This is a genomic window from Bradyrhizobium sp. USDA 3262, from assembly GCF_054060035.1.
Genome location: NZ_JBSSCT010000001.1, coordinates 6,267,528 through 6,289,974 on the forward strand (window position 1 = coordinate 6,267,528; position 22,447 = coordinate 6,289,974).

Genomic DNA, 22,447 nt, shown 5'->3' on the forward strand with positions numbered 1-22,447 from the left:
GGCAACGGCAAATAAAGCTGATGGGACGCGTCAATATCCTCGCGGGTTTCTCGCTCGTTGCGGCCGCCCTGGGCGCCGCCACCGCCGACGCCGGGTTCCGCACACCGGAATCGCTGATCCGCAACGTCTACGCCTACTATGGCAAGGGCAGTCCTGCGTTTTCCAATGGACTGCCGCGCGACGAGGACGCCGCCCGGCAATTCTTCGATTCGTCCCTGCGCACGGCCTGGTCCGCCCCGCACGACGCGCCGTACGATTTCCTGGTGCAGAGCCCGAGCTGGAGGCTCGGCCCGATCTCGATCGCCATCCTGCGCCGGCAGTTCGACCGGACCGATCTGACCGTCTCATTCGATAATGAGGGCCGCGCGGTCACGCTCAATTTCATCGTCGTCAACGGACCCGACGGCTGGGTGATCTCCGACGTCGAGAGCCCGCACGATTCCCTGCGGATGTTTCTGACGCAATTCAAGCGCTAGGACACCGTCCTTGCACTTGTGCGCTCCGGGGATCAAGAACGCATATCGCGCCACGACCTCGCCCCTGTGGAGATTGCTCAATGACGGACATCGCTTTCCGCCGCGCCGAACTGGCCGACCTTCCAGCGATTGTTGCTCTGTTGGCCAACGACATCCTGGGCCAGCAGCGCGAGGACGCGAGCTCCCCGCCGAACCCGAAATATGTCGAAGCCTTCCGGGCTATCCTTGCCGATCCCAACCAGTTGCAAGTCGTCGCGACCTTGAACGACGCCGTGATCGGCACGCTTCAACTGACCTTCATTCCCGGATTGGCACGCATGGGCGCCTGGCGCGGGCAGATCGAGGCGGTCAGAATTGCCGAGACGCACCGGGGCTCAGGCGTTGGGCAGCAGATGTTCGAATGGGCGATCGAGCAATGCAGGGCGAGAGGCTGCAATCTCGTGCAACTCACCACCGACAAGGCGCGCCCCGACGCGCATCGCTTCTATGAACGGTTGGGATTCGTCGGCAGCCATATCGGCTACAAGCTGACGCTCTGACGCTGCCGCCGGGCCGGCCTTGTCATCAGGTCCGTCTACTTGTTCCGGTCACCGCCAAGAAGATTCTTGTAGACCTTTCCATCCTTCATGATGACCAGGAAGTTCTTTGCCGGATCTTCGATCAGCTTGATGTTGTCGATCGGATTGCCTTCGACCAGCAGAAGGTCGGCGAGCGCACCTTCCTCCACCACGCCCAGCTTGCCCGAATATGGATTTCGAAGCCCGGACAGAGCGAGCAATTCGGCATTCGTCGATGTCGCCATGATGAGCGCCTCAGCCGGCGTGTACCATCGCGTGAGGGCCGTCAGCATGGCGCCTTGCCGGTCAGCGAGCGCCTTCGAGAACAAGACGTCGGTACCGAAGGCCGTCTTCAACTTGTACTTCTTGGCGAAGCCGTAGACCCTGTCGGTGCCGGCAACGACCTGCCGCATCTTCTCCTGCTCCGCAGGTCCAAGGGCACTGGCGCCCGACAGATCGAGGAAGGGCTGGGTGCTCAGCCAAATTCCCTTCTCGGCCATCAGGCGGGCCGACGCGTCGTCCATCAAATGACCATGCTCGATGCACTTGACCCCCGCTGCGATAGATCGCTGGATCGCGACCGAGGTATAGGCGTGTACGGCGACATAGGTACCCCAGTTCTCGGCAGCATCTACCGCGGCACGCAACTCCGGTTCGGTAAACGTGGACACATCGATCGGACTGAACGGCGAGGCCACCCCACCGCCCGCCGTGAGCTTGACCTGCGTAGCCCCCTGCATGAGCTGCTCGCGCGCCCGCACACGGACTTCATCCGGGCTGTCCGCGACCATGGCGCCACCTATCCTCTCCATGCGGCTGAGCATGCCGCCGATCGTTCTGGGCAGATCGGACAGCTGCCGGAAGTCGCCATGGCCGCCGGTGATGGTGATCATGGCACCGGATGGGTAGATGCGAGGACCGGCGACGAGACCCTCGTCGATCGCCCGCTTGAGGGAAAAGGCCGGCCCGCCCATGTCGCGAATGGTGGTGAAGCCTCGCATGAGCGTCGCCGTTGCCTCGGCGGCCGCAAGAAGGTTGGTGTAGCCGACGTCGCTGGCCATCACGGCCGCCGGAGTCGGGCGTACCAGCAACGCATGCCAATGCGCGTCGATCAGCCCGGGCATCAGCACCCGTCCATCGCCGGCGATCACCTGAGCGTCGGCCGTGATCGCCGCAGTCGAAATCTTCTCGATCTTGTTGTTCCGGATCAACACATTGGACGGCCCGGACAGCGCGCCATTCTTGCCATCGAAAATGCGCACGTTCTGGAACAGCACGCCACCATCCTGCTGAGCCTGCGCCGGCCCCGAGGCGACGAGGCTCATCGCAATCGACGCAACCAGCGCCGAAACCCTGACGCTCTTCCTCCAAACCCGACATGTCCACTCTCCGCCGATGGCGCATCGCGCGAGACCGTCATTGATCTCGCTGTGCGCGAGGGACCGACTTGATTACAGCAATTGGTGAGAATTCCGCTGCTCCCTGGAGGATCGACGGCCTATTGAGCCGCTCTGGCGGCAGGCTGCAAAGCGTAGCTCAGCCATCCGATGCCATGGGACAACAGATCGATGCCCAGCAGCAGCCCGAGCACCCACAGCCCGGTGGCCGGAAATCCGGTCAGAATGATGAGGCCGGCCAGGATGCCAAACAGCCCGGACGCCAGCATGATCCAGCCGGACTGCTGCCAATGGCCGATGCCGACCAGCATGCGCACAATCCCGGAGACCAAAAGCATGAGACCGAGGGCATAGGTCAGGAGCAGCGCACTCGCCACCGGCTGGCTGAGCAGGACGATTCCGCAGGCAAGGTAGAGCACCCCGAGCAGAAGCTGCCATACGAATCCACCCCAGCCCTTGGTCCAGAAGGCGTGCAGGATTTCGAACCCGCCGGCAACGATGGCCGTCCAGCCGATAAAGATGGCGCTGATCACGGTGAAAAGCACGACATCTCCCAGGACCAGAAGGCCCGCGGCGATCAGGACGAGGCCCAGCAGAACGCAGACCCATAGAGGCGGGCCAGGCAGGCCGCGGAGCATCGTGGAACTGTTCTCATAGGTAGCCATGTCGTCCTCCTTGATCCCAGGCAGCCATGGCACGGTCGCGCATTGCAGGCCGCGCAACCGGGCCACTCGAGCTGCCGAAGCTTATGCCTGCTGTCACCAGCGCCATCCGCAGCGGCGGCGACCTCTGTGCCACCAACAGGTCCAGCGGCGCCGGCGATGCCAGCGGCGGCGCGGTGGCGGAGGACGCGGGCGCGGTGGTGGCCGGGCGACGACCATATGAAGCGGCCGCTCCGGATCATCCGTCTTCGCCACGAGGGCATCTTCAGGGGCCAGTGGCAGCGCCTTGGCCGCCTGCGTCAGCAAGCCGGTTCCGAGACCGACGGCTGCGACGCCGCCAAGCATTCTCCGGAGCACGATGCGACGGTCGAGTTCATCCATATCCGGCACCTCGTCGTTGTTGCAGAGAGCTTCTTACCCAGCGGCGGCCAGCATCCCGATCAGGCCGATCGCTCGCGCTCGCCGGTCGCTCCGTCGTCCGGTATTTCGCCCGGCCGGTAATTCGGCAACCGCCCCGCCGGAATGACCGCAAGCAGAGCGAGGCCGGCCATGATCAACAATCCGATCTTCAAAGCGCGCAGGCGCGCTTCGGTGTTGACCCGGACGGCTTCCTCGACCTGCTGCGGCGTACCGCTCGTACCTTCGAGCACACTGCGCAGCCGGTCATTGCTGACGAAGGTGATGTTGCCGAGGTCAACCTGGCTCTGAAGCTCCTTGGTCAGCACCGGACTGGCCGCGATCCTGCCGAGCGCGATCGTGCTCAAAAGACCGACCAGCAGAGCTCCGGCCACCGCGGTGCCAACGGCAGCCGCCAGATTCTGCGTGGTTCCGCGCAAAGACCCGACATCCCCCGCCAACGCCTTGGGCGAAGCAGTGACCAGAACGTTGAACAGAAGTGTCACCAGCGAGCCCTGGCCAATGCCGAACAGCACGAGGCCAAGGAGAACGGGGATCTCGCTCCAGTCGTTGCGCACGACGAAGGCGAGCCACAGCAACGCAACGGTGCAGAGGCCGAAGCCAAAGCGTCCGATCTGGCGGGGCGTCAGTTTGTCGTAGAGATTGACGATCAGCATCGCCGAGAGAAAGACGGTCAGATTGAACGGCATCATCGCGATCGCCGTCGCGATTGGCGAACGTCCCTGCACGATCTGGATGTAGAGCGGCACCGTGAAGTTCAGCGCGGCCTCGAGCGCCACGACCGCGAATAGCGCGTAGACCGCACACCTCTCCTCCGGCGAGTCGAGCACCTCCAACGCCAGCAGGGGCGTCTTCCCCGCGGCCTGCTGCCGATGCGTCCACATCAGGAATGCCTGCCCGAGCACGATGCCGAGCACGATCAGGATCGGCGCCGGCGAGACGCCCAGCAAGTCAAACGGCGCGTTGGGGGTCGCCAGGATCACGCCCCAACCGTTCAGGTTATTGAATCCGAAGCTGATGAAAATGATTGCGCTCGCTGCGAGAGCGACGCCGATCAGATCGATTTGGACATCCGCGCGACCGCGGTCCGGCCGCAGGCGGAAACTCAGAGCGAAAGCGATCGCCGAGGCGACGATGAGAATTGCAAATGCCGGACGCCAGCCGATATAGGTGCCGAGCAGCCCACCGACGACAAATGCCAGCACGCCGGCGGCGGCCCTTGCCGAGCCCAGCGCACCAAGGGCGGTCGCCTGCTGGCGTCCAGCATAATTCTCGGCAATCAGCGCGACGAGCGAGGGCACGATCACCGCGCCCGCAGCGCCGCAAAGCGCCTGAGCGGAAATCATGACGGAGGCCGTCGGGCTGAACGTCATCGCGATCTGCGCTATCAGGAAAAGCACGACGGCACCGCGAAATACCTGCACCGCGCCGAACCTTTGGGCGAGCTTGGCGCCAAGCATCACGAACCCGGCGACAAGCATCGAGTAGGCCACGATTCCGGTCGCAACCGTGGTCGGCGGTACGCCGAAGCTGGCCACCATTCCCCCCATCGCGACCGGCAACGACGCGACGTTGAACGACATGATCATTTGGCCGACCGCAATCGCGATCATGGGCACCCATGATGCGCGCTCTTCCTGTTGAATGTCGCCGATCGAGATCGCTTGCGTTGCCATCGCGTCCTCCAACCTGCCCGGTGTTGCGATCGATCGAGCGACGGCTCCACCGATCCTCACAGCATCTGGTTTCACTCGTCTGGTTGGGACACGAACAGATCCATGCCCAGTCTTTGCGACAGGAACTTCGCGGCGAGCTGCCCTCGCACGCTGTTGCCGGCCGCATCCAGTGGCGGCCCGAAAGTGCCGAATCCACCTTTTCCCGGAGACACCGCGACGATGCCGCCACCGATGCCGCTTTTGCCGGGCAGACCGATGTCGTACAGCCAGTCGCCCGACGTCTCATACAGTCCGGCCGTGACCATGACGGCCAATGCATAGTGGCACACGGCCGCATCGACCACCCGCTGCCGGGTCACCGGATTCACGCCACCATCGGCCAGCGTTGCACCCATCACGGCCAGATCCCTGGCGCTCACATTCAGCGAACACTGCCGGGTGTAGAGATCGGTCGCCTGCCTGGCGTCGCAGTAGATCCGGTCGTAGCTCTCCAGCAGCCGCGCGATGCTTCGGTTGCGAAAATTGGTCTTGGATGCCGATGCGTAGACTTCCTCGTTGAGCGAAAGCTTGCGGCCCGCGAAGCGCGAGAGACCGTCATGGATGAACCGCCACTGCTCGTCCGCGCTCGAACCCGGCACGAGGCTTGTGGTCGCGATCGCGCCTGCGTTCACCATCGGGTTGGTGCGCCCGTCGCCATGCTCGATCGCCGCCAGCGAATTGAACGGCAACCCGGTCGCATTCGCGCCCAGTCTTGCGCGAGCCTCTTCAGGGCCGATGGCTTCGCACACCAATGCGAACACGAATGGCTTCGAAACACTCATGATCGAGAATTCGTATTCGATATCGCCGGCGCCGTAGACGCGCCCGCTGGTACCGGCCACGCAGACGCCGAACAGTTCACTCGGCACCCTGGCCAGGGCCGGATAAACCTGCGAATTGGTCCCTTCGCTGTTCGACTTGAAGCGCAGATGCGCTTGAGACACGAGCTCCTGCACCATCTCGGGCTTGGGCAAGTGCCCAGTCGAGATGTAGGGCCGCTCCGCTTGTTCCGCGATCGAAGGCGGCCACATTGGCTCTCCTTCCGGATTTCGACCTTATTGCTTCAGGTCTTCTAGTCGGCAACCAGAAGTAGGCGCCCAAAAAACCACGGAGTCAACGATCCGCTCCCACAGCCTTTGCAATGCTTGCGTTGGTCCAGACCACTTTACGACAAATGCGCTCAACGCATTGCATGTCGCGGAATTGCAGCATCGTTACGCGATACGGCACTCGATTGATTCATGCGACGTTTCGGCGCGGCTAGGTAAGCAAGATTGTCCAATCGCCCGCGACGCAATTGAATCAAAAGAGAAGTCATCAGCAACGAGCGATTTCCATCGTGGGCCCGCGAGAGTACGATCATCGTGTGCGGATGTGAGCCCGCCGCTTGTCCAAGCAACACCGGCCCGCGGCGACGGTGGAATGACCGCATCACTTGCAGAGTGAGGTTGATCATGGTTGCGCGCGCAAGCGACGGACAGCTTCTGTTGGTAAAGAAGCTTGGTGGGCTTATTGCTATCCTTGTTGGCTGCTTGTTGACAGCAGTCGGTGTGACATTCGAATCGACAAGCACAATTGTCGTCGGTGTCCTGTTTCTTGTGCTCGGGGCGGCCCTGCTCACGCTCAAGATCATGAGACGCAATCAAAGTGGGCCGTTTGGATAGTCAAACGGATTCGCACGTTCGACGCCCTTTAACCGGATCGCCGCGCCTCCGCCGGCCGATGCCGCTTGTCCGTTCGAGCTCGCACCGGCGCGACCACAGTTCCGTCCGTGCGTCGGCAAGGCCTGTCTAGCAGACCACGCCCTGCCCTAATCCCGGTGGTTGGCGCAGGATCGCGAATAAGCGGCGCGCTCGGCCTGGTTCAGGCCGGCGGCGGCGGCCTCGTCGAGGCACCGGCTGACGCGGTCACCGAACGAGCTGCGCGGCCGCGAACGCAGGCTCGGCTGCGTCGGTGCATCCATCCTCGGGATCGCCGGCACCTCGATCCGCGGCGGCGGCGGAGGCTGGGGCACCGGCGGGTCCCACATCGAGCGGCCTGGCGGAGGGATTTGCGCAACGGCGCTCGCCGCGCCGATGGCCCAGAGCAAGGTGCAGGCAACAATCAAGGATCGCGTCATCAGCCATATCTCGTGACACGCCGGCACAGGTTCAAGTGATTGCGGCGCACGTCAACGCTTCGCTTGATATGCGAGTTCCCCCGCCCTCGTCACGGCTTCTGGTAGATCACGTGACCGGCACGGATGGTGGTGCTCACTTTCGCGAGATTGCCGACGTCGCCGAGCGGATCGCCGTCGAGCACCACGAGATCGGCGTCGAAACCCTGCTCCACCCGTCCCTTCCTCGCGGCCTTGAAGAACCGTGCCGGACTGGTCGTCAGCGAGGCCAGCACCTGCCGCTCCGACAACACGCGGTGCATCAGCTGAAATTCCTGCGTGGTGTCGTACAGCGTGGTGAAGCCGACATCGGTGCCGAACAGCACCGTGCCGCCATTCTCCGAAAACTGCTTGAGCTGGTTGACGGTCGAAGCCACCAGACGGTTGGTGACGTTCGGATCGAGCACCACGGTGGTGAACAGCGACAGCGTGGGAACGAGCGCAGTCCCCTGCGCCTTGAACCGCGCCAGCTGATCCCCGGTGTAGCTGGGTTCGCCGGGTGTGGTGTGCGCGAGCACGTCGACGCCGGACTCGATCACCGTCTCGACGCCGACCTTGTTCTGCGGATGCGCGAACACCGGCCTGCCCTGCGCATGCGCCACATCGACGGCTGCTTTCGCGATCGCCGGGTCCATGTTGACGACGGGCTTGTCGCCCATGAAGGCGCCAGTGAACAGCTTGATGCCGTCCTCACCCATCGCCAGCCAGTCGCGCGCCCATTTTGTGGCCTCCTCGGGCGTTGCGACTTCCGGAAGCTGCACCTCACGCGGGATGTAGACGGGGTGACCGCCCTTCGGGAAGATGTTGCCGGCAAACAGGATGTTGGGGCCGGCGACTTCGCCCGCGACGATGCGCTTGCGCAGCGGCAACGTGTCCCTCGGATCGGAGCCGAGGTCCCAGACCGTCGTAAAACCCCAGCGCGTCAGCATCTCCTGCATGTGCTGCGTCAGCGCCGCGGTCGGCGCTGCGCCTGAGTTGCGCCAGACATTCTGCGTGAAATGGACATGACTGTTCCAGAAGCCGGCGACGATGGTCTTGCCGCTGCAATCGATCACGCGGGCATCCGGCGGCGCCTGGATGTCGCCGGACTTGCCGACCGCGCTGATGACGCCGTCGGTCATCACGATCACCGCATCCGGCAGCGCTTCGGCATCGGCCGATGCGTAGAGCGTGCCGCCGCGCAGCACGATGGTCTCGGCCTGTGCCGTCACCGAGGCGACAGCCGAGCCAATCAGGAAAAGCGTGACGCGCAGCCAGGTGCCGATCATGGAGAGTCTCCGTTGCAGGCCGGCAAAGGCCGGCGCGCGAAGATAGCCGCAAAGCGCGGAGCCGTTTGATCATTCTTGCTGTCCGCGCCGGATAGCGGCGCCCGACCGTCACTCCTCCGGCGCGTTCTCGATCGGGTCGAACCGGTCGGCCTCGAGCCCGAGCAGATTCCAGGATTGCAGCATGTGCGGCGGCAGCGGCGCGGTGGCATCGATCACGCCGCCGCGCGGGTGCGGAATCACGATGCGGCGGGCGAGCAGATGCAGCCGGTTCTGCAGGCCGCCGGGCAGCTGCCAGTTCTCCTTGTTGAAGTATTTCGGGTCACCGACGATCGCGTGATCGATATGCGCCATGTGGGCGCGCAATTGATGGGTGCGACCGGTCACCGGCTTGAGCGACACCCAGGCGAGCTTGGTCGCCGAGGTTTCGACCACTGCATAATAGGTCACCGCGTGGCTCGCGCCCTCGTCACCATGCTCGGCGATCCGCATGATGCTGTCCTCCTCGCTCTCCTCCTTGGCGAGGTAGGTCGAGATGCGTCCCTGCTTCGGTTTCGGCACGCCGGCGACCAGCGCCCAGTAGATCTTGCGCGCGGAGCGATGGCGGAATGCGCCGGTGAGATGGGTGGCAGCGAAACGCGTCTTGGCAACCAGAAGGCAGCCCGAGGTCTCGCGGTCGAGCCGGTGCACCAGCCGCGGCTTCTGCCCCTTGGCATCGCGCATCACCTCGAGCATCTGGTCGACATGGCGCGTCATGCCGGAGCCGCCCTGCACGGCGAGACCGGCCGGCTTGTTCAGCACCAGCACGTCGTCGTCTTCGTAGAGCGTCATGTCCTTCAGCGCCTGCAGCGTCTTTGCCTCGGCCTCGGAGAGCGCGCCGGCCGTCTTCGGCGTATCAAGCCGCAGCGGCGGAATCCGCACGCTCTGGCCCTCCTCGAGCCGGTCCTTGGAATCGGCGCGCTTGCCGTCGACCCTGAGCTCGCCCTTCCGGACGATGCGCTGGATATGGGAGAACGAGAGGCCCGGAAACCGCGCTTCGAGGAAACGGTCGACGCGCATGCCGTTCTCGTCGGCGGTGACGACAACGGTCTGCACCTTGGTCGGCAATGGCTGCTCGGCCGCGGCAGTCTTCGACGTGGCGGGCTCGGCCCGCTCCTGCCGGTCGCGGCGCGGCTCGGCAAAGCGCGGCGGCTTTCCGGCCGCACGGTGCGCGAACGGACGCTCGCCGGTCTTGCGCTCACCGGATTTGCGCTCACCGGACTTGCGGTCACCGAATTTGCGATCGTCCGGCTTGCGGCTGCGCTGCGCCGATCCGCTCTTGCCACGGTCCTTGCCACGATCGCCGGCGTGGTCCCGGTCGCGGCCCTTGTCGCGCCCTTTGGCGCGGTCGCCCGGCGATGTAGTTCTCTTGATGCGGCGGCTCATGGTGATTTTTCGGCTCCAGACCTGCATTGTGCCTAGCGCAAATGCCGCGAATCGTCACGGCGAAATCGGTGTGAATCCGGTGCAGCATCGGCCATGTTCGGCCGCATACGGCAATCGACGGGGGCCCTGGAATGAGACTGGCGATATCGGCTTTGGCGGCGGCCCTGATGCTCACGGACCCTGCGCTCGCCCAGCAAAGCCCGATGCCCGAAGCCGCGATGCCGGAAGATCTGGCCTGGAAGCTCCTGGAACTCGGCCGCGTCATCGACCCGCCCAAGACCGCCGCGCTCTACGCGCCGCTGCAACAGAAGGAGCCCTATCAGGGCGTCAAGGTCGAGCGCGACGTCAAATACGGCCCCGCCGACCGGCATCTGCTCGACGTGTTCACGCCGGAGACGGCCTCACCACCACGGCCGGTGCTGATCTACATCCATGGCGGCGGCCTCATTGCCGGCAACAAGCGCGCCCCCGGCAGCCCGTTCTACGACAACATCATGCTGTGGGCGGTGAAGAACGGCTTCGCCGGCGTCAATGCCACCTATCGCCTGGCGCCGGCCTTTCCGTGGCCGGCAGGCGCGCAGGACATGGGCGCGATTGTGCAGTGGGTTTCGGAAAACATCGCCTCCCACGGCGGCGAGCCCAGGCGCATCTTCCTGATGGGCCAATCGGCCGGCGCGATCCATGCCGCGAGCTATGTCTCCCATGGCGAATTCCACAAGGTGAAGGGCGGCGGGCTTGCCGGCGCGATCATGGTGTCGGGCATCTATGATCTGACGGCCTCGCCGACCGGTGACGCCGAGCTCGCCTATTACGGCTCCGACCCCTCGCGCTATGCCGAACGCTCCTCGCTGCAAGGCCTGGTCGCGAGCCCGATCCCGTTCCTGATCACCGCGGCCGAGCTCGATCCGCCGCGCTTCGTCGAGCAGTTCGAGCTCATGAAGCAGGCGAGCTGCAAGCGGCCAGCCGGTTGCGCCCGCAGCTTCATGCTGCCGCAGCACAGCCACATGTCGGAGGTCTATGCGATCAACACGCCGGACACGCGGCTGACGGACGAGATTTTGGAGTTCGTGAAGAGCGTCAAGTGACGTGCCAGCGCAATATGAGGTTATGGGCCGTTGCAGCGGGCGCTGGCAAAATATCGAGAACAACCCCATGCAAAGGAGCCGGCGGCGATCGGCATGGCACCAAGCAACTTGACACGTCGGGCAAATCAGGAATATATTTCTAATATTCCGAAGTTGCGCAAGTGTTCCTCGCCCGAAGGTGTTGCACATGGCATTGGCGAGCTTCCGCAACTGACGCTTCCACGCCGCAGGTGGCAACGGGAGCGCACGTTACTCGTGGCGCGGCCCAATCTCATGTTGCTCTGGGCCGTGTACCCATAAAACCGTAGGCGTGACTCTACGTCCGCTTTGTCCCGATAGCGACCAAGTTCGTGCAGCAACGCAAGATGTCGCGATCGGCCACTTCCGGACTCATGCGCCGCAGAAAAGCAGGCTCATTTGATCAAGGTCGTCGGCGCTGTCAGCAGAGTCTGGTGAGATGGAGATCCTTCAACCGCCAAATCCTGCGAGCCGCTCGATGAACCAGAACGCAGCCGCGACGCCGATCGCATAGCTCGTAACCGGGACAGTGGCGTGTCTGATCCTTGGCGAAACGCCAAAGCGTCGGGTGCAAAACAATGCCCCGAGCACGGCACCGATGAAAATCAATTGCCCGATCTCCACGCCGACATTGAAGGAGAGCAGCGCAAGTGGGATATCGCCTTGTGGCAGTCCGATATCCGTCAACGCGCTGGCAAAGCCCAGCCCGTGCAGGAGGCCGAAGGAGAAGGCCACGATCCATGGCCGTCGTAAGGTTAAGCTGGTCTCACCCTGCTGCATGCGAACAATTTCACACGCCAGCAGCAGAATGCTCAGCGCGATCATGGCCTCGACAGGCGGCCCCGGCACATGCACCACCCCCAGCGTGGCCAGACTGAGCGTAATTGAATGGGCAACCGTGAAGGCGGTGATGGTCCACAGCAGCACCCGTCCATTGCGCACGATCAAAATGAGAGCGAGCACGAACAGCAGGTGATCGAAACCGAACAGAATGTGCTCGACTCCGTGCAGGACATAGGCTCCCGCCACCGCGAGCATTCCGGGCGCGGCCGCGATCTCAATCCATGGGCGGCTTGGCCGTACCAAGGTGGTCGAGACAGTGCCGTCACGCATCTGCACGCGCACCAGCACCTCTGTGATTGTCAATTGCAGGCCCGCGAACTCGATGCGCCCTCCCAGTCCGTTTGGCCCCGCCTCGACCCAGCGACGTTCGACGAGCGAGTCCGAGAGCTCGCTCACAACGGGATCCTTCAGGTTCTTTACACGGTCCGGAAGCTTGAGGACGACCGGCAGACGCATGCCCGACAGGACGGGCGTTCGCCACAGAACCTCGTACTGGCCCGGCGCTGTCTCCTTGAGCGCGAGATAGGCGGGGCGAATCTCATGGGCGCAGGCGGACCGACAGGCGCAAAACGCCAGCAGCAGGGCTACAATAACGCCGATGAAAGGACGGACGGCGCTCACTGGGGATAGACCCCGGCCGGGATGGACTGCATGACCGTTTTCGGGTCGAATTTTCGGGGCGGCGGCGCGCCTTCAGGCGGTGGCGCCGGCAGCAACACGGTGTATTTCGCGCGCAATTCGTCATAGGCCTTTTTTGTCGCCTGCGCCTTCCGGTCGCTGAGCCAGACCCGTTTCACATCGGCCTGAATCTCGTCGAAGGGCGGCGTGCGCGCTGGAATCTGCGTATCGACGAAAATCAGATGCCATCCGTAACCGGATTCAATTGGACCCCGCCAGGAGCCCGTCGGGAGGTTGAGTACGGCGGTCGCAAAGGAAGGTCCGAATTCCTTGAAGAGATATTCGGGCGTGCGATCGCGATAATATTCTTGCAGCATGAACGGGTCGGCGCCTGCGAGTTTCGTATCTTGCGGCTGGCGATTTAGTTCCGCGAGCGCCTTCTCGGCGTCCGCGTGCGCGTTGTCGCCGCGGCGGTCGGGCGAGAAATAGAGATGCCGGAAGCTGGTGCGCGGTGGCTCCACGAATAGCCTTTGGTTCTGTTCGAACCATGCTTTCAGTTCGTCGGCGCTTGGCTCGTGCGCGGCGGCCACGTCCTCGGCGAGGAACTGCATTTTCTGCGCCATGCGCCGCCTGATGATCTCGTCGTCCTTGTCGAGCCCCATCGCGATGGCTTCGCGATAGAATATCTCCTCCTTGACGTTGGTTTCGACGAGACGGTCGAGTTCTTGCAGTGTCGGCTCGCGGCCCCATTGCGACTGAAAAAGCGTGGCGAGGCGCGCGAGTTGATCGTAGGTCAGAACAATCTGCCTTGAAGGCGCCTGAGGAGCCGGAACGGAGGCTTGAGCCTGTGCTGTCGGGGCCGGTCCCGATGGCGGCAAGAAACGATAAAACGCGAACAGGGCGGCGCCGATTACAAAAAAATGGACCAGAGGCTCGCGCAAGAAACGGGACACAAGGAACTCCACGAAACGTGAACTATTGGATGCGCACGCCCGCCTCCGCCGCGCGCTGGAGATAGACAGTGATGGCGAAGTGACTGGCGGGGTCCAATTCCGGATTTGCCTTGACGATCGCGAAATAATCCGCCGCAGCATCCCAATAGCCCCAGTCCGCCAATTGCGGGGCGACGAAGCCGGCCATGGCCGGGCGCCGTTTGATGAAACTACGATAGGCTTCAATGATGCGCGCACGCGGCACTGCACCGTTGGCGTCGCCGAGAACCTTGAGCGCCAGAAGCGCGGCCTCGATTTCAGGCATTGTCCGGCTGCGGTCGCCGAACACCCGCGTTTCGATCCATTCGACGCGGGAGGCGCCGTCGAGTTGGAGGTCGGCGGCGAATAGCGCCGCGAGGTCTCTTGCGTCGTGGAACGCCAACGCCGCTTCGAGGCGGGCGCCGAGGCCCTTGGCTTCCACAGCGCCGCCGGCAAAGCCGAGCAACATCAGATAGGCGGCGCGGCGCGACGAAAGTCTTGGATCGTCGATCCAACCGGTGACTTTGGCCGGCTCGATTTTCGATCGCGCCGCATCAATCGCCGCATAGGGTGCACGGGCAAGTTCTCCCCAGGCGAGGCGCGCTGCCAGGGGATTGGCGATTTCCAGATAGGGCAGGACGAGCGCTACCCTTTGGCGCCAGCCGGCGTAGGTGAGGATGTCCGCCGTCGCGGGCGTCATCGGCCATGAACGTTGAGGGGCGTCGCCGCCGATTTCGCGCGTGGCGACAATCGCGCGGAGCCATTCCGCGTAGGCCCGTGGGATAGAGCCCAGGCTTGTCCAACCGGCGTCGGCGGCGCTGTGCACCAACAACAACGCCTCGCCGGCAGGAACGGTCATCGCGTTTCCGGCGACAGGGTCGGCGATGATCGCGCCGTCCATGTCTTTTCCCTTGACGACCGCGACCACCTGCAATGGGCCGCCCTCAGCTTCCGGTGCGGCGAGCACGGCACGGTCCGCTGCATCGAGCCGCGTGCCCTCGGTCAGCATTTGCCGCGCGGCTTCATAGCAGAGCGGGCACGCCGCCGCGCCCATCGACGAAATCAGCAGCAACAGAATCGGCAGGCCGCTTCGAAGCCGCTTGAGCGCCGCAGCCCTCGTTCTTTTCCCCGGCGTCAATCGTGTCATCAGCGCAAGTTGTTCAGCGGATTCAGTTCTCTGATCGGCGGAATGATTTCATAATTGGCGTAGCCGAACTCGTTGCTGCGCGCGCCATAATATTTGTCGCCGAGCTTATAAACGCTGACCTGGATCGCCGTGCCGACCATGTCGGTGACGAGCTTGCCGTTATTGATGTAATAGGGCTTGGTCGCGCCGAGATAGCTGCTGCCCGCGATATCGCCTAGCGCGCTCGGCTGCATTTCGCCCTTGCCGCCGTAGGCGAAGCGGGTCTGAGCCTGGTTGGCGGCGAATTTCGACGTCTCATAGGCCGGGTCGATTGGCGTCAGCGGCTTGGCGGGGTCTGCGCCGCCTGACGCGCCGAAGACCATTCGCATCTTCACGCCGGTCACGTTGTTTTGCAGGTACGGCGATTTTCCGACAAGCAAACCCTTGAGTTCGCTGTCGCCAAGCGCGACCGCGCCCTGCTTCATGAGATCGTCCACGGTCGGCCCGGCCTTGGCCGTCTTCCGCACGTCTTCGCTTGGCGTGTACCAGATCGGCGAACTCCAGGCGCGCTCCTGCTGGGTCGAGGCCACGACGTCCGGCGGGGCGATGCCAAGTTTCGCAGCCTGGATCGTCGTCCACCGCGGCGTCGGGATTTCGAGCACGCGGGCGTAGTAGAATGCGTGCAGGCTCGGATCGAATTCCGGATCGGTCCAGACCGTCTTCAGTTCGACGGCGCCTATTGTGTTGGTGTAGGTTCCCTTGCCGATATTGACCGTGTTGCCAACCGGCGGCACGATGCCGGTGTATTTGTCCGGCTCGCGGTCGCCCGCCCAGGCGACGTCGAAGACTCTCTCGAAGCTCTGGCCACTCTTGGTCCAGCCCTTGACGACTTGGATGCGGTCGAGATTCCCGGAGCTCGGGTCCTTGAGCGCCCAGACGACGAAGGACGGCGGTTTCGCGCCGGCGGGCATCGGTTGCAAGTCGCCGCCCATCGGCACGCCTTGATCATAGGCCGTCGTGACCCAGGCCTGATCCTTCAGCCAGTCCGGCGCGATCTTCAGCCGCTTCTGCTCATCGGTCACGTCCTTCGCGTAATTCCAGCCGCCGAAGAAGCGCACCTTGATGTGCGGGCCACTGACCGCAAAAGTCTCCTTGCGCTTCATGGCGTTGAAGATCGATTCGCGGGTGTTTTCTTCCGCCCAGACGCCCGTCAGGCCGGCCGTAGTGATGTTGCGGACGTCGATGCCAGACAACAACAAACCAGCCATGCGGCGTTCGACCGTGCCGTCGAGACTGCCGAGGGTGCCGAAATAATTGTCATGGCGGTAAGGCGTGGCCGTCGAGTGAGAATCCGACGCCGCGCCGAAGCCGAATTTATAAGGATTGAAACCTTTGGCGTCTTGGAGGGCGATGCCATCCTTCAACGCCTGGCGGGCATAGCTGCCGACAATGTGCGGAATGCGCCCTTCGGGATCGCCGAGCAGAAACGCAAAAATTTCATAGCTGGCGAATTCGTCATTCGGCGAGAGCAATGGATGGGTTTCGGATTGCCCCTTGGTCTGCTTCAGCTCGATCAATGGCTCGTTGCGCATGCGATCTTCGGCATAGGCCCGATCGATCGGGCGACCGTGCAGATCGACCTCGGTTGGATACATGCGCCCGTCCGAAAGATTGGCGTTATGCGAAATCGCCAGCAATTCGTTGCCGGTCTTGCGCTGGCCGTCCATCCATTTCCAAAGGTCTGTCGGGTCGGTCGAGTCAAGCGCGCTGTACGGCGCGGTCGGGATATGTTTGCAATCCTTGAAGAAAATGTTGCGGTGGAGGTTCATGCTGTTGGGCATCGACGTCCACTCGTAGGAGCAAAAGGCCGTAAACTTGCCCGGCTCGTTGGCCTTTTCCGCGAAATCGACGGCTTTTTGCCAGACCGAGTGCGCAATCTCCGGATCCATGAGCGCTTGGTTAGGCGTAGGAAGGCCCACCAAAGTGACCGCGGCGAGGTAAACTCTCTGTTGTTCTTCCGGAGTGTTGCCCTTCAAAATGAATTGCTGCGCCGCGGGGACTTTGCTGATCGGCGACGACGGATCGTTGGCCAGACTGACGATGCCCACATATTCGGAATGATCGGTGACGCCGGCGAAATCCAATGGGGTTTCAATCTTGATGTCATAGCCCAGCGGATGCTTGATCGTTTGGCCCTTGAAATATTTGTAGGAGTCGCCGGGGTCGCCCCGGTTGCCAAACGTCCAGGCGTCGAGCGAATAGCCGGTATGGATGTGGGTTTCGCCGAAATAGGCGTCGCGTTCGGGATTACGCTGCTGAGCCTGCGCGGGCAAAGACACAAAGCCGATTATGCCTGCTGCCAAGATTGACTTCGCGAAATGGCTTTGCCTGGAACGACTTTGTTCAGAAATGAACTTCATCATCGCCTCCCAGCTAAGTCTCGAGTGCTGCAAAGAATATATAGCTCAAATAGAGTCGGCGGTTCGGCGGTGTGGCTGGCCCGTCCCAGAGATCATCTGAACGGGAGAGCCGAACTTCCTTTGACTTAGATCAAAGCAGGTCCGCTGGATGATCGAAGGTGCCAAAATTCTCGAATGACCGCTGCGGGTCAAACGCGCCGCTTGGCCGGTTGAAGCGACCCAAGCTACGTCTCAAACGGTCCGAAAAGCCGCCGAGAAGCAACCGCAACGATGCGATCTGCTTCAGCCCCTATCTCTACCGTGCTCGCAACCAGGTCGAGCGGTTCTTCAACAGGATCAAACAATGTCGTCAGGTGGCGACGCGCTATGACAGGCTTGCTGCCAACTACCTTGCTTTCGTTCAACTCGCGTCAATCAGGCGCTGGCTGCGCCTTTATGAGTCCGCGTCCTAGCTCCCGCCGCGCTCCTTGCGCAGCCGCTGCCAGTAATCCAGCCGCTTGCGGATCTCGCGCTCGAAGCCGCGGTCGGGCGGATCATAGAAGGTCTGACGGCCCAGCGCTTCCGGGAAATAGTCCTGGCCGGAGAACGCGTCCGGCATGTCGTGATCATATTGATAGCCGGAGCCGTAGCCCTCCGACTTCATCAGCTTGGTCGGCGAATTCAGGATGTGCTTCGGCGGCAGCAGCGAGCCGCGTTGCTTTGCGGTCTGCATCGCAGCGCCGAACGCAGTATAGACCGCGTTCGATTTCGGCGCGGTGGCGAGATAGACCACGGCCTGCGCGATCGCGAGTTCGCCCTCCGGCGAGCCGAGGAAGTCGTAGGCATCCTTGGCGGCGTTGCAGACCGCCAACGCCTGCGGATCGGCAAGGCCGATATCCTCGACCGCCATGCGCACCACGCGCCGCGCCAGGAACAGCGGATCCTCGCCGGCATCGAACATGCGCGCGAGATAATACAGCGCCGCATCCGGATCGGAGCCGCGCACCGACTTGTGCAGCGCCGAGATCAGATTGTAATGGCCGTCGGCCGATTTGTCGTAGATCGGCGCGCGGCGCTGCAGGATGGCCTGCAACTGCTCGGCGTTGAACACTTCGCCCTTGCGGGCGGCGCGCCAGACCTCTTCCGCCAGTGTCAGGGAGGCGCGGCCATCGCCATCGGCCATCCGCACCAGCACGGCGCGGGCTTCGGCATCGAGCGGCAGCTGCTTGCCCTCGATCTTCTCGGCATTGGCGAACAGTCTCTCGATCGCCGCCGTATCGAGCGAGTGAAACACCAGCACGCGGGCGCGCGACAAAAGCGCCGCGTTGAGCTCGAACGATGGATTCTCCGTGGTGGCGCCGACCAGCACCACCGTGCCGTCCTCCATCACGGGCAGGAAGGAATCCTGCTGCGCGCGGTTGAAACGATGCACCTCGTCGACGAACAGCAGCGTGCCCTTGCCTGTCTCGCGGCGGGCACGCGCAGCATCGAACGCCTTCTTGAGATCGGCGACGCCGGAGAACACCGCGGAGATCTGCTCGAAATGCAGCTCGGTGGCATCGGCCAGAAGCCGCGCCACGGTGGTCTTGCCGGTGCCGGGCGGTCCCCAGAACACCAGCGAGCCAAGCGTGCGCGTCTCCAGCATCCGCGTCAGCGCGCCGTCGGGGCCGAGGATGTGATCCTGGCCGACGACATCGGCCAGCGTGCGCGGACGCAGCCGGTCCGGCAGCGGGTGCGGCGCGTCCTGCTCCATCCCCGCCGCAGCGAAGAGATTGCTGGCTTCCTGCGGTCTCTTTGGGCTCATCCGCCGAGCGTCACGTTGATCTGCTGGCCGCCGCGCACCAGCGTGATGCGCCAGACCCGCGACCCCGTCTTCGAGGCCTTCTCGAGGTCGCTGGTCCGCGCGATCTTCTCGTTGTTGACCGCGAGGATGATGTCGCCCTTCTGGAAGCCGACATTGGCGGCGGTGCCGTCATCGGCGAGCTCGGTCACCACGACGCCCTCGGCGCCGGCGTCGAGATGCAGCTCATCGGCCAGCGCCGGCGAGATGTTGGCGACCCTGGCGCCCTGGAACGGCGAGCGCGCGGTCAGCACGATCTCGTCGCGATTGGTGTCGGGCGCGGTCTCCAGCGGCACGGTGAGCTTCACCGGCTTGCCGGCGCGCTGCACCTCGATCTCCGCGTTGCCGCCGAGCGGACGGGTCGCGAAACGGTAGTCGAACGCGTTGGGATCGTCGATCGGCGTGCCGTCGATCCCGACGATCAGGTCGGAGAGCTTGAGCCCGGCCTTCGCCGCCGGGCTGTTCGGCGCGACATTGGCGACCAGCGCGCCGGACGGCAGCTTCAGTCCCAGCGTCTCCGCGATCTCCGGCGTGACCGCCTGCAGCCGCGCGCCGAGCCACGGCCGCTTCACCGCCTTGCCGCCGCTCTTGGCGGAGGCCACCACCACCCGCACCATGTTGGCGGGAATCGCAAAGCCGATGCCCTGCGAGCCGCCGGAGCGCGAGAAGATCGCGGTGTTGATGCCGGCGAGCCGGCCGGTCATGTCGACCAGCGCGCCGCCCGAATTGCCGGGATTGATCGCCGCGTCGGTCTGAATGAAGAATTGATAATCCGTGATCCCGACTTGAGTGCGTGCCAGGGCCGAGATGATGCCGTGCGTCACGGTCTGGCCGACGCCGAACGGATTGCCGATCGCCAGCACGACGTCACCGACCTGCAGCTGGTCGGAATTGGCGAAGTCGAGCGTTGCGAATTTTTCCTTGTTGGTGTTCTTCAGCCGCAGCACCGCAAGGTCGGTGCGGCTGTCCTTCAGCACGATCTCCGCCTCGTATTCGCGCTTGTCGGCGAGCGAGACCTTCACCTGGTCGGCGCCCTCGATCACGTGATTGTTTGTGACCACAAGCCCGGAGCCGTCGACCATCACGCCGGAGCCGAGCGAGCGCTGCATCTGCTCGGGCTGCTGTCCCGGCACGCCGAAGAACCGGCGAAAAATCGGATCGTCCAGGAACGGATTGCGGTTCTGCACGGTCTTGGCGGCGTAGACATTGACCACCGCCGGCTGCACCCGCTGCACGATCGGCGCATAGGACAATTGCAGCTCGGCCTGCGAGGACGGCACGCGGCGCTCCTGGGCCGCGGCAGCGGAAAGATTCCCCATGAAGGCCAACGTGCACAGAGCGGATACGGCAGCAAAACGGACGGGTCGGAGCATTCTCACCTCTCGTGGAAACGCCGGAATATAGGCGTGTTCGCCGGGCAATTGAAGGGCGCCGGGCCGGATAACTGGCCCCCCGCCGGACCGGTGCACAACCCGCGGCCACCGCGTTGAAGCGCGCCGCCAAGCTTCTATGATGGCTGTCATCTCACTGCGCCGCTCCGCTTGTTGCCTGCGGACCACAAGCGGAACTGCGATGCCCGGAAGCAGTGTCGTGCGTCAGTCACGATACGCTCCTAGGACCGTTCGGTGAGTGGGGACTTCAAACACAACAGGGGTGCACAATGGGTGCGACAAAAGTTGGTGCAATCGCCATAGGCCTGGCAGGGGCGCTCGCCGCCTCGCCGGCCTATTCACAATCGGCCGGAGGCGGCAGCGATGCGGAGATCGCGCTGCTGAAGCAGCAGCTGAAGATGCTCGAGCAGAAGCTCGACAGACTGCAGAAGCAGACCAACGCCAATACCGCAAGCGCCGCCAGCGCAAACGCCAATGCGAAGGCGGCGGACGCCAAGGCCGCGCGGGTGGCGAGCGCCAACGCCGCGATCCCCGTGAAGGGCCCGGTCGCGCCGTCCGGCGTCGTGGTGACGATGCCGAACAACCGGCCGACGATCTGCACCGCGGACGAACAGAACTGCGTTGCGATCACGAGCCGCGTGCACTGGGATGTCGGCGGCTACGACTATCGTCCGAACACCGCAGGCACCTCGCCGCAGAAGCTCGACAGCGGCGAGAACGTCCGCCGTGCGCGTATCGGCATCGTCGGCAAATTCTTCGGCGACTGGAATTACTCGCTGATCTACGATTTCGGCGGCTCGTCCGACGGCTTCGGCGGCGCGGCGCCGGGATCGCTGCCCGGCGGCGGCACCTCGGGCATCGAGAATGCGTATCTGAGCTACACCGGCTTCAAGCCGTTCGGCGGCAAGATGGCGATCGAAGGCGGCATCATGGACGTGCCGTGGACGCTCGACGAAGCGACCAGCTCCAACGACATCCTGTTCATGGAGCGCGCCTCGGTCGGCATCATCGCCCAGAACATCGCCGCCGGTGACTTCCGTTCGGCCGCCGGCACCCGCTGGTGGAACGACCAGTTCTGGATCGGCGGCTATGTCACCGGACCGACGTCGGGCGCCATCCACTCCGCGTCCTCGGCCTCGCCGGCCGGCACGTCCGAGCAGTATGGCGGGGTCATCCGCGTCGCCGGCAATCCAATCAGCGGCAAGAACTATTCGGTGCACATCGGCGCCGATGCGGAATGGCTGGTGCAGCCGCCGCGCAACCAGCTGACGCAGGCACAGACGCTCACGCTCAGCGACCGGCCCGAGCTGCGCATCGATCCGACGACGCTGATCTCGACCGGTGCGATCGCCAACGTCTCCGGCGCGCAGGTCTACGGCGTCGAGGCGGCCGCGACCTATGGCCCGTTCATCGCGCAGGGCGAATATTACTGGTTCAATGTCGATCGCTCGGCGAACACCGGATTGCCGCCGTTCGGCGCGCCGAGCCTGAAGTTCGACGGCGGCTACGCGCAGGTCGGCTACGTGCTGACCGGCGAGAACCACGCCTACAATCCGGCGACGGCCTCCTATAGCGGGATCAAGCCGCATGATCCGTTCTCGCTCGCCGGCGGCGGCATTGGCGCCTGGGAAATCGCCGGCCGCGTCAGCACGATGGACCTCAACGATCAGATCGCGCAGGCGGTCGGCATCGCGGGCGGACGGCAGACCGTCTACACCGCCGCACTGAACTGGTACGTCAACAACAACGTCCGCTTCATGCTGAACTACCTGCACGGCGATATCGCCAAACAGGCCTCGGCGACCTCGACTGCGGACGTCGGCTCGAAGTTCGACGCGGTCGCGCTGCGTACGCAGGTTGCGTTCTGAGGCGATCCGAGCTGAGACCAACTCATAGACGGCCGGGCATCGCCCCGGCCGTTTTTGTTGCTCTGGAATGCGTGAAATGATCGAGCCGTAGCGGCATCGAAACTGCGTTCCCTCTCCCGCTTACGGGCAGGGCTATCGCATTTCGTGGCGGTGTCCTCGTGGCCATCCTTCGAGACGCCCGCCTTCGGCGGGCTCCTCAGGATGAGGTCTTGTTTTGCG

18 protein-coding genes and 1 pseudogene are annotated in these 22,447 nt (G+C 63.7%); 6 read left to right on the plus strand and 13 right to left on the minus strand.

What is annotated here, in order from left to right; translation table 11 throughout:
• Positions 1-20: 20 nt before the first annotated feature.
• Together ACVWYP_RS29530 and ACVWYP_RS29535 are read left to right on the plus strand one after the other, a co-directional pair.
• Positions 21-476, plus strand: a complete 456-nt coding sequence (locus ACVWYP_RS29530; RefSeq protein ID WP_304495787.1) for a hypothetical protein — start codon at positions 21-23, stop codon at positions 474-476.
• 80 nt (positions 477-556) lie between these two features.
• Positions 557-1,015 carry a GNAT family N-acetyltransferase gene (locus ACVWYP_RS29535; RefSeq protein WP_304495788.1) on the plus strand — a complete coding sequence of 153 codons (459 nt, stop codon included), beginning with the start codon at positions 557-559 and terminating at the stop codon, positions 1,013-1,015.
• A 35-nt stretch (positions 1,016-1,050) separates the two neighbouring features.
• Here ACVWYP_RS29535 and ACVWYP_RS29540 read toward each other — a convergent pair whose 3' ends face one another.
• Positions 1,051-2,358, minus strand: coding sequence for an amidohydrolase family protein (locus tag ACVWYP_RS29540; protein WP_439711207.1), 1,308 nt, complete (start codon positions 2,356-2,358; stop codon positions 1,051-1,053).
• Positions 2,359-2,531: 173 nt separating this feature from the next.
• The gene (locus ACVWYP_RS29545) at positions 2,532-3,095 is read right to left on the minus strand and encodes an HdeD family acid-resistance protein (RefSeq protein ID WP_304495790.1); all 564 of its coding nucleotides are present in this window, start codon (positions 3,093-3,095) and stop codon (positions 2,532-2,534) included.
• A 216-nt stretch (positions 3,096-3,311) separates the two neighbouring features.
• Here ACVWYP_RS29545 and ACVWYP_RS29550 point away from each other — a divergent pair, with 216 nt between their 5' ends.
• The gene (locus ACVWYP_RS29550; protein ID WP_304495791.1) at positions 3,312-3,593 is read left to right on the plus strand and encodes a hypothetical protein; all 282 of its coding nucleotides are present in this window, start codon (positions 3,312-3,314) and stop codon (positions 3,591-3,593) included.
• On the opposite strand, the gene ACVWYP_RS29555 is transcribed toward ACVWYP_RS29550, so the two are convergent.
• The 5 genes from ACVWYP_RS29555 to ACVWYP_RS29575 form a co-directional block, all read right to left on the minus strand.
• On the minus strand, positions 3,533-5,185 hold the full coding sequence (locus ACVWYP_RS29555; RefSeq protein WP_028339287.1) for an MFS transporter: 1,653 nt from the start codon (positions 5,183-5,185) through the stop codon (positions 3,533-3,535). The genes ACVWYP_RS29550 and ACVWYP_RS29555 overlap by 61 nt on opposite strands.
• A 71-nt stretch (positions 5,186-5,256) precedes the next feature.
• Entirely contained in the window at positions 5,257-6,255 is a 999-nt protein-coding gene (gene glsA / locus ACVWYP_RS29560) for a glutaminase A (RefSeq protein ID WP_304495792.1), read from the minus strand.
• 779 nt (positions 6,256-7,034) lie between these two features.
• Entirely contained in the window at positions 7,035-7,343 is a 309-nt protein-coding gene (locus ACVWYP_RS29565) for a hypothetical protein (RefSeq protein WP_028339290.1), read from the minus strand.
• Between the two features lie 89 nt (positions 7,344-7,432).
• The gene (locus tag ACVWYP_RS29570; protein ID WP_304495793.1) at positions 7,433-8,647 is read right to left on the minus strand and encodes an amidohydrolase family protein; all 1,215 of its coding nucleotides are present in this window, start codon (positions 8,645-8,647) and stop codon (positions 7,433-7,435) included.
• A gap of 108 nt (positions 8,648-8,755) precedes the next feature.
• Positions 8,756-10,069 carry an RluA family pseudouridine synthase gene (locus tag ACVWYP_RS29575; protein ID WP_304495794.1) on the minus strand — a complete coding sequence of 438 codons (1,314 nt, stop codon included), beginning with the start codon at positions 10,067-10,069 and terminating at the stop codon, positions 8,756-8,758.
• Between the two features lie 167 nt (positions 10,070-10,236).
• Here ACVWYP_RS29575 and ACVWYP_RS29580 point away from each other — a divergent pair, with 167 nt between their 5' ends.
• Entirely contained in the window at positions 10,237-11,154 is a 918-nt protein-coding gene (locus tag ACVWYP_RS29580) for an alpha/beta hydrolase (protein ID WP_304495795.1), read from the plus strand.
• A 468-nt stretch (positions 11,155-11,622) separates the two neighbouring features.
• Here ACVWYP_RS29580 and ACVWYP_RS29585 read toward each other — a convergent pair whose 3' ends face one another.
• The 4 genes from ACVWYP_RS29585 to ACVWYP_RS29600 are packed head-to-tail and all read right to left on the minus strand — an operon-like array spanning position 11,623 to position 17,153.
• On the minus strand, positions 11,623-12,636 hold the full coding sequence (locus ACVWYP_RS29585; protein ID WP_369525527.1) for a HupE/UreJ family protein: 1,014 nt from the start codon (positions 12,634-12,636) through the stop codon (positions 11,623-11,625).
• Positions 12,633-13,586, minus strand: coding sequence for a peptidylprolyl isomerase (locus tag ACVWYP_RS29590; protein WP_304495796.1), 954 nt, complete (start codon positions 13,584-13,586; stop codon positions 12,633-12,635). Before ACVWYP_RS29590 ends, ACVWYP_RS29585 begins: the two co-directional genes overlap by 4 nt.
• A 22-nt stretch (positions 13,587-13,608) precedes the next feature.
• Positions 13,609-14,751, minus strand: a complete 1,143-nt coding sequence (locus ACVWYP_RS29595; protein WP_304495797.1) for a hypothetical protein — start codon at positions 14,749-14,751, stop codon at positions 13,609-13,611.
• Entirely contained in the window at positions 14,751-17,153 is a 2,403-nt protein-coding gene (locus ACVWYP_RS29600) for a DUF3604 domain-containing protein (protein WP_304495798.1), read from the minus strand. Before ACVWYP_RS29600 ends, ACVWYP_RS29595 begins: the two co-directional genes overlap by 1 nt.
• Positions 17,154-17,398: 245 nt before the next feature.
• On the opposite strand from ACVWYP_RS29600, the pseudogene ACVWYP_RS29605 reads away from it, so the two are divergent.
• Positions 17,399-17,602: pseudogene (locus ACVWYP_RS29605) on the plus strand (transposase); the annotation flags it as partial.
• Here the strand turns inward: ACVWYP_RS29605 and ACVWYP_RS29610 are convergent.
• Together ACVWYP_RS29610 and ACVWYP_RS29615 are read right to left on the minus strand one after the other, a co-directional pair.
• On the minus strand, positions 17,599-18,933 hold the full coding sequence (locus ACVWYP_RS29610; protein WP_304495799.1) for a replication-associated recombination protein A: 1,335 nt from the start codon (positions 18,931-18,933) through the stop codon (positions 17,599-17,601). The pseudogene ACVWYP_RS29605 and the gene ACVWYP_RS29610 overlap by 4 nt on opposite strands.
• Entirely contained in the window at positions 18,930-20,288 is a 1,359-nt protein-coding gene (locus ACVWYP_RS29615; RefSeq protein WP_155258366.1) for a DegQ family serine endoprotease, read from the minus strand. The genes ACVWYP_RS29610 and ACVWYP_RS29615 overlap by 4 nt, the downstream gene beginning before the upstream one ends.
• A gap of 341 nt (positions 20,289-20,629) precedes the next feature.
• On the opposite strand from ACVWYP_RS29615, the gene ACVWYP_RS29620 reads away from it, so the two are divergent.
• Complete coding sequence (locus ACVWYP_RS29620; RefSeq protein WP_304495800.1) at positions 20,630-22,228, plus strand: OprO/OprP family phosphate-selective porin; 1,599 nt, start codon at positions 20,630-20,632, stop codon at positions 22,226-22,228.
• Positions 22,229-22,447 lie beyond the last annotated feature (219 nt).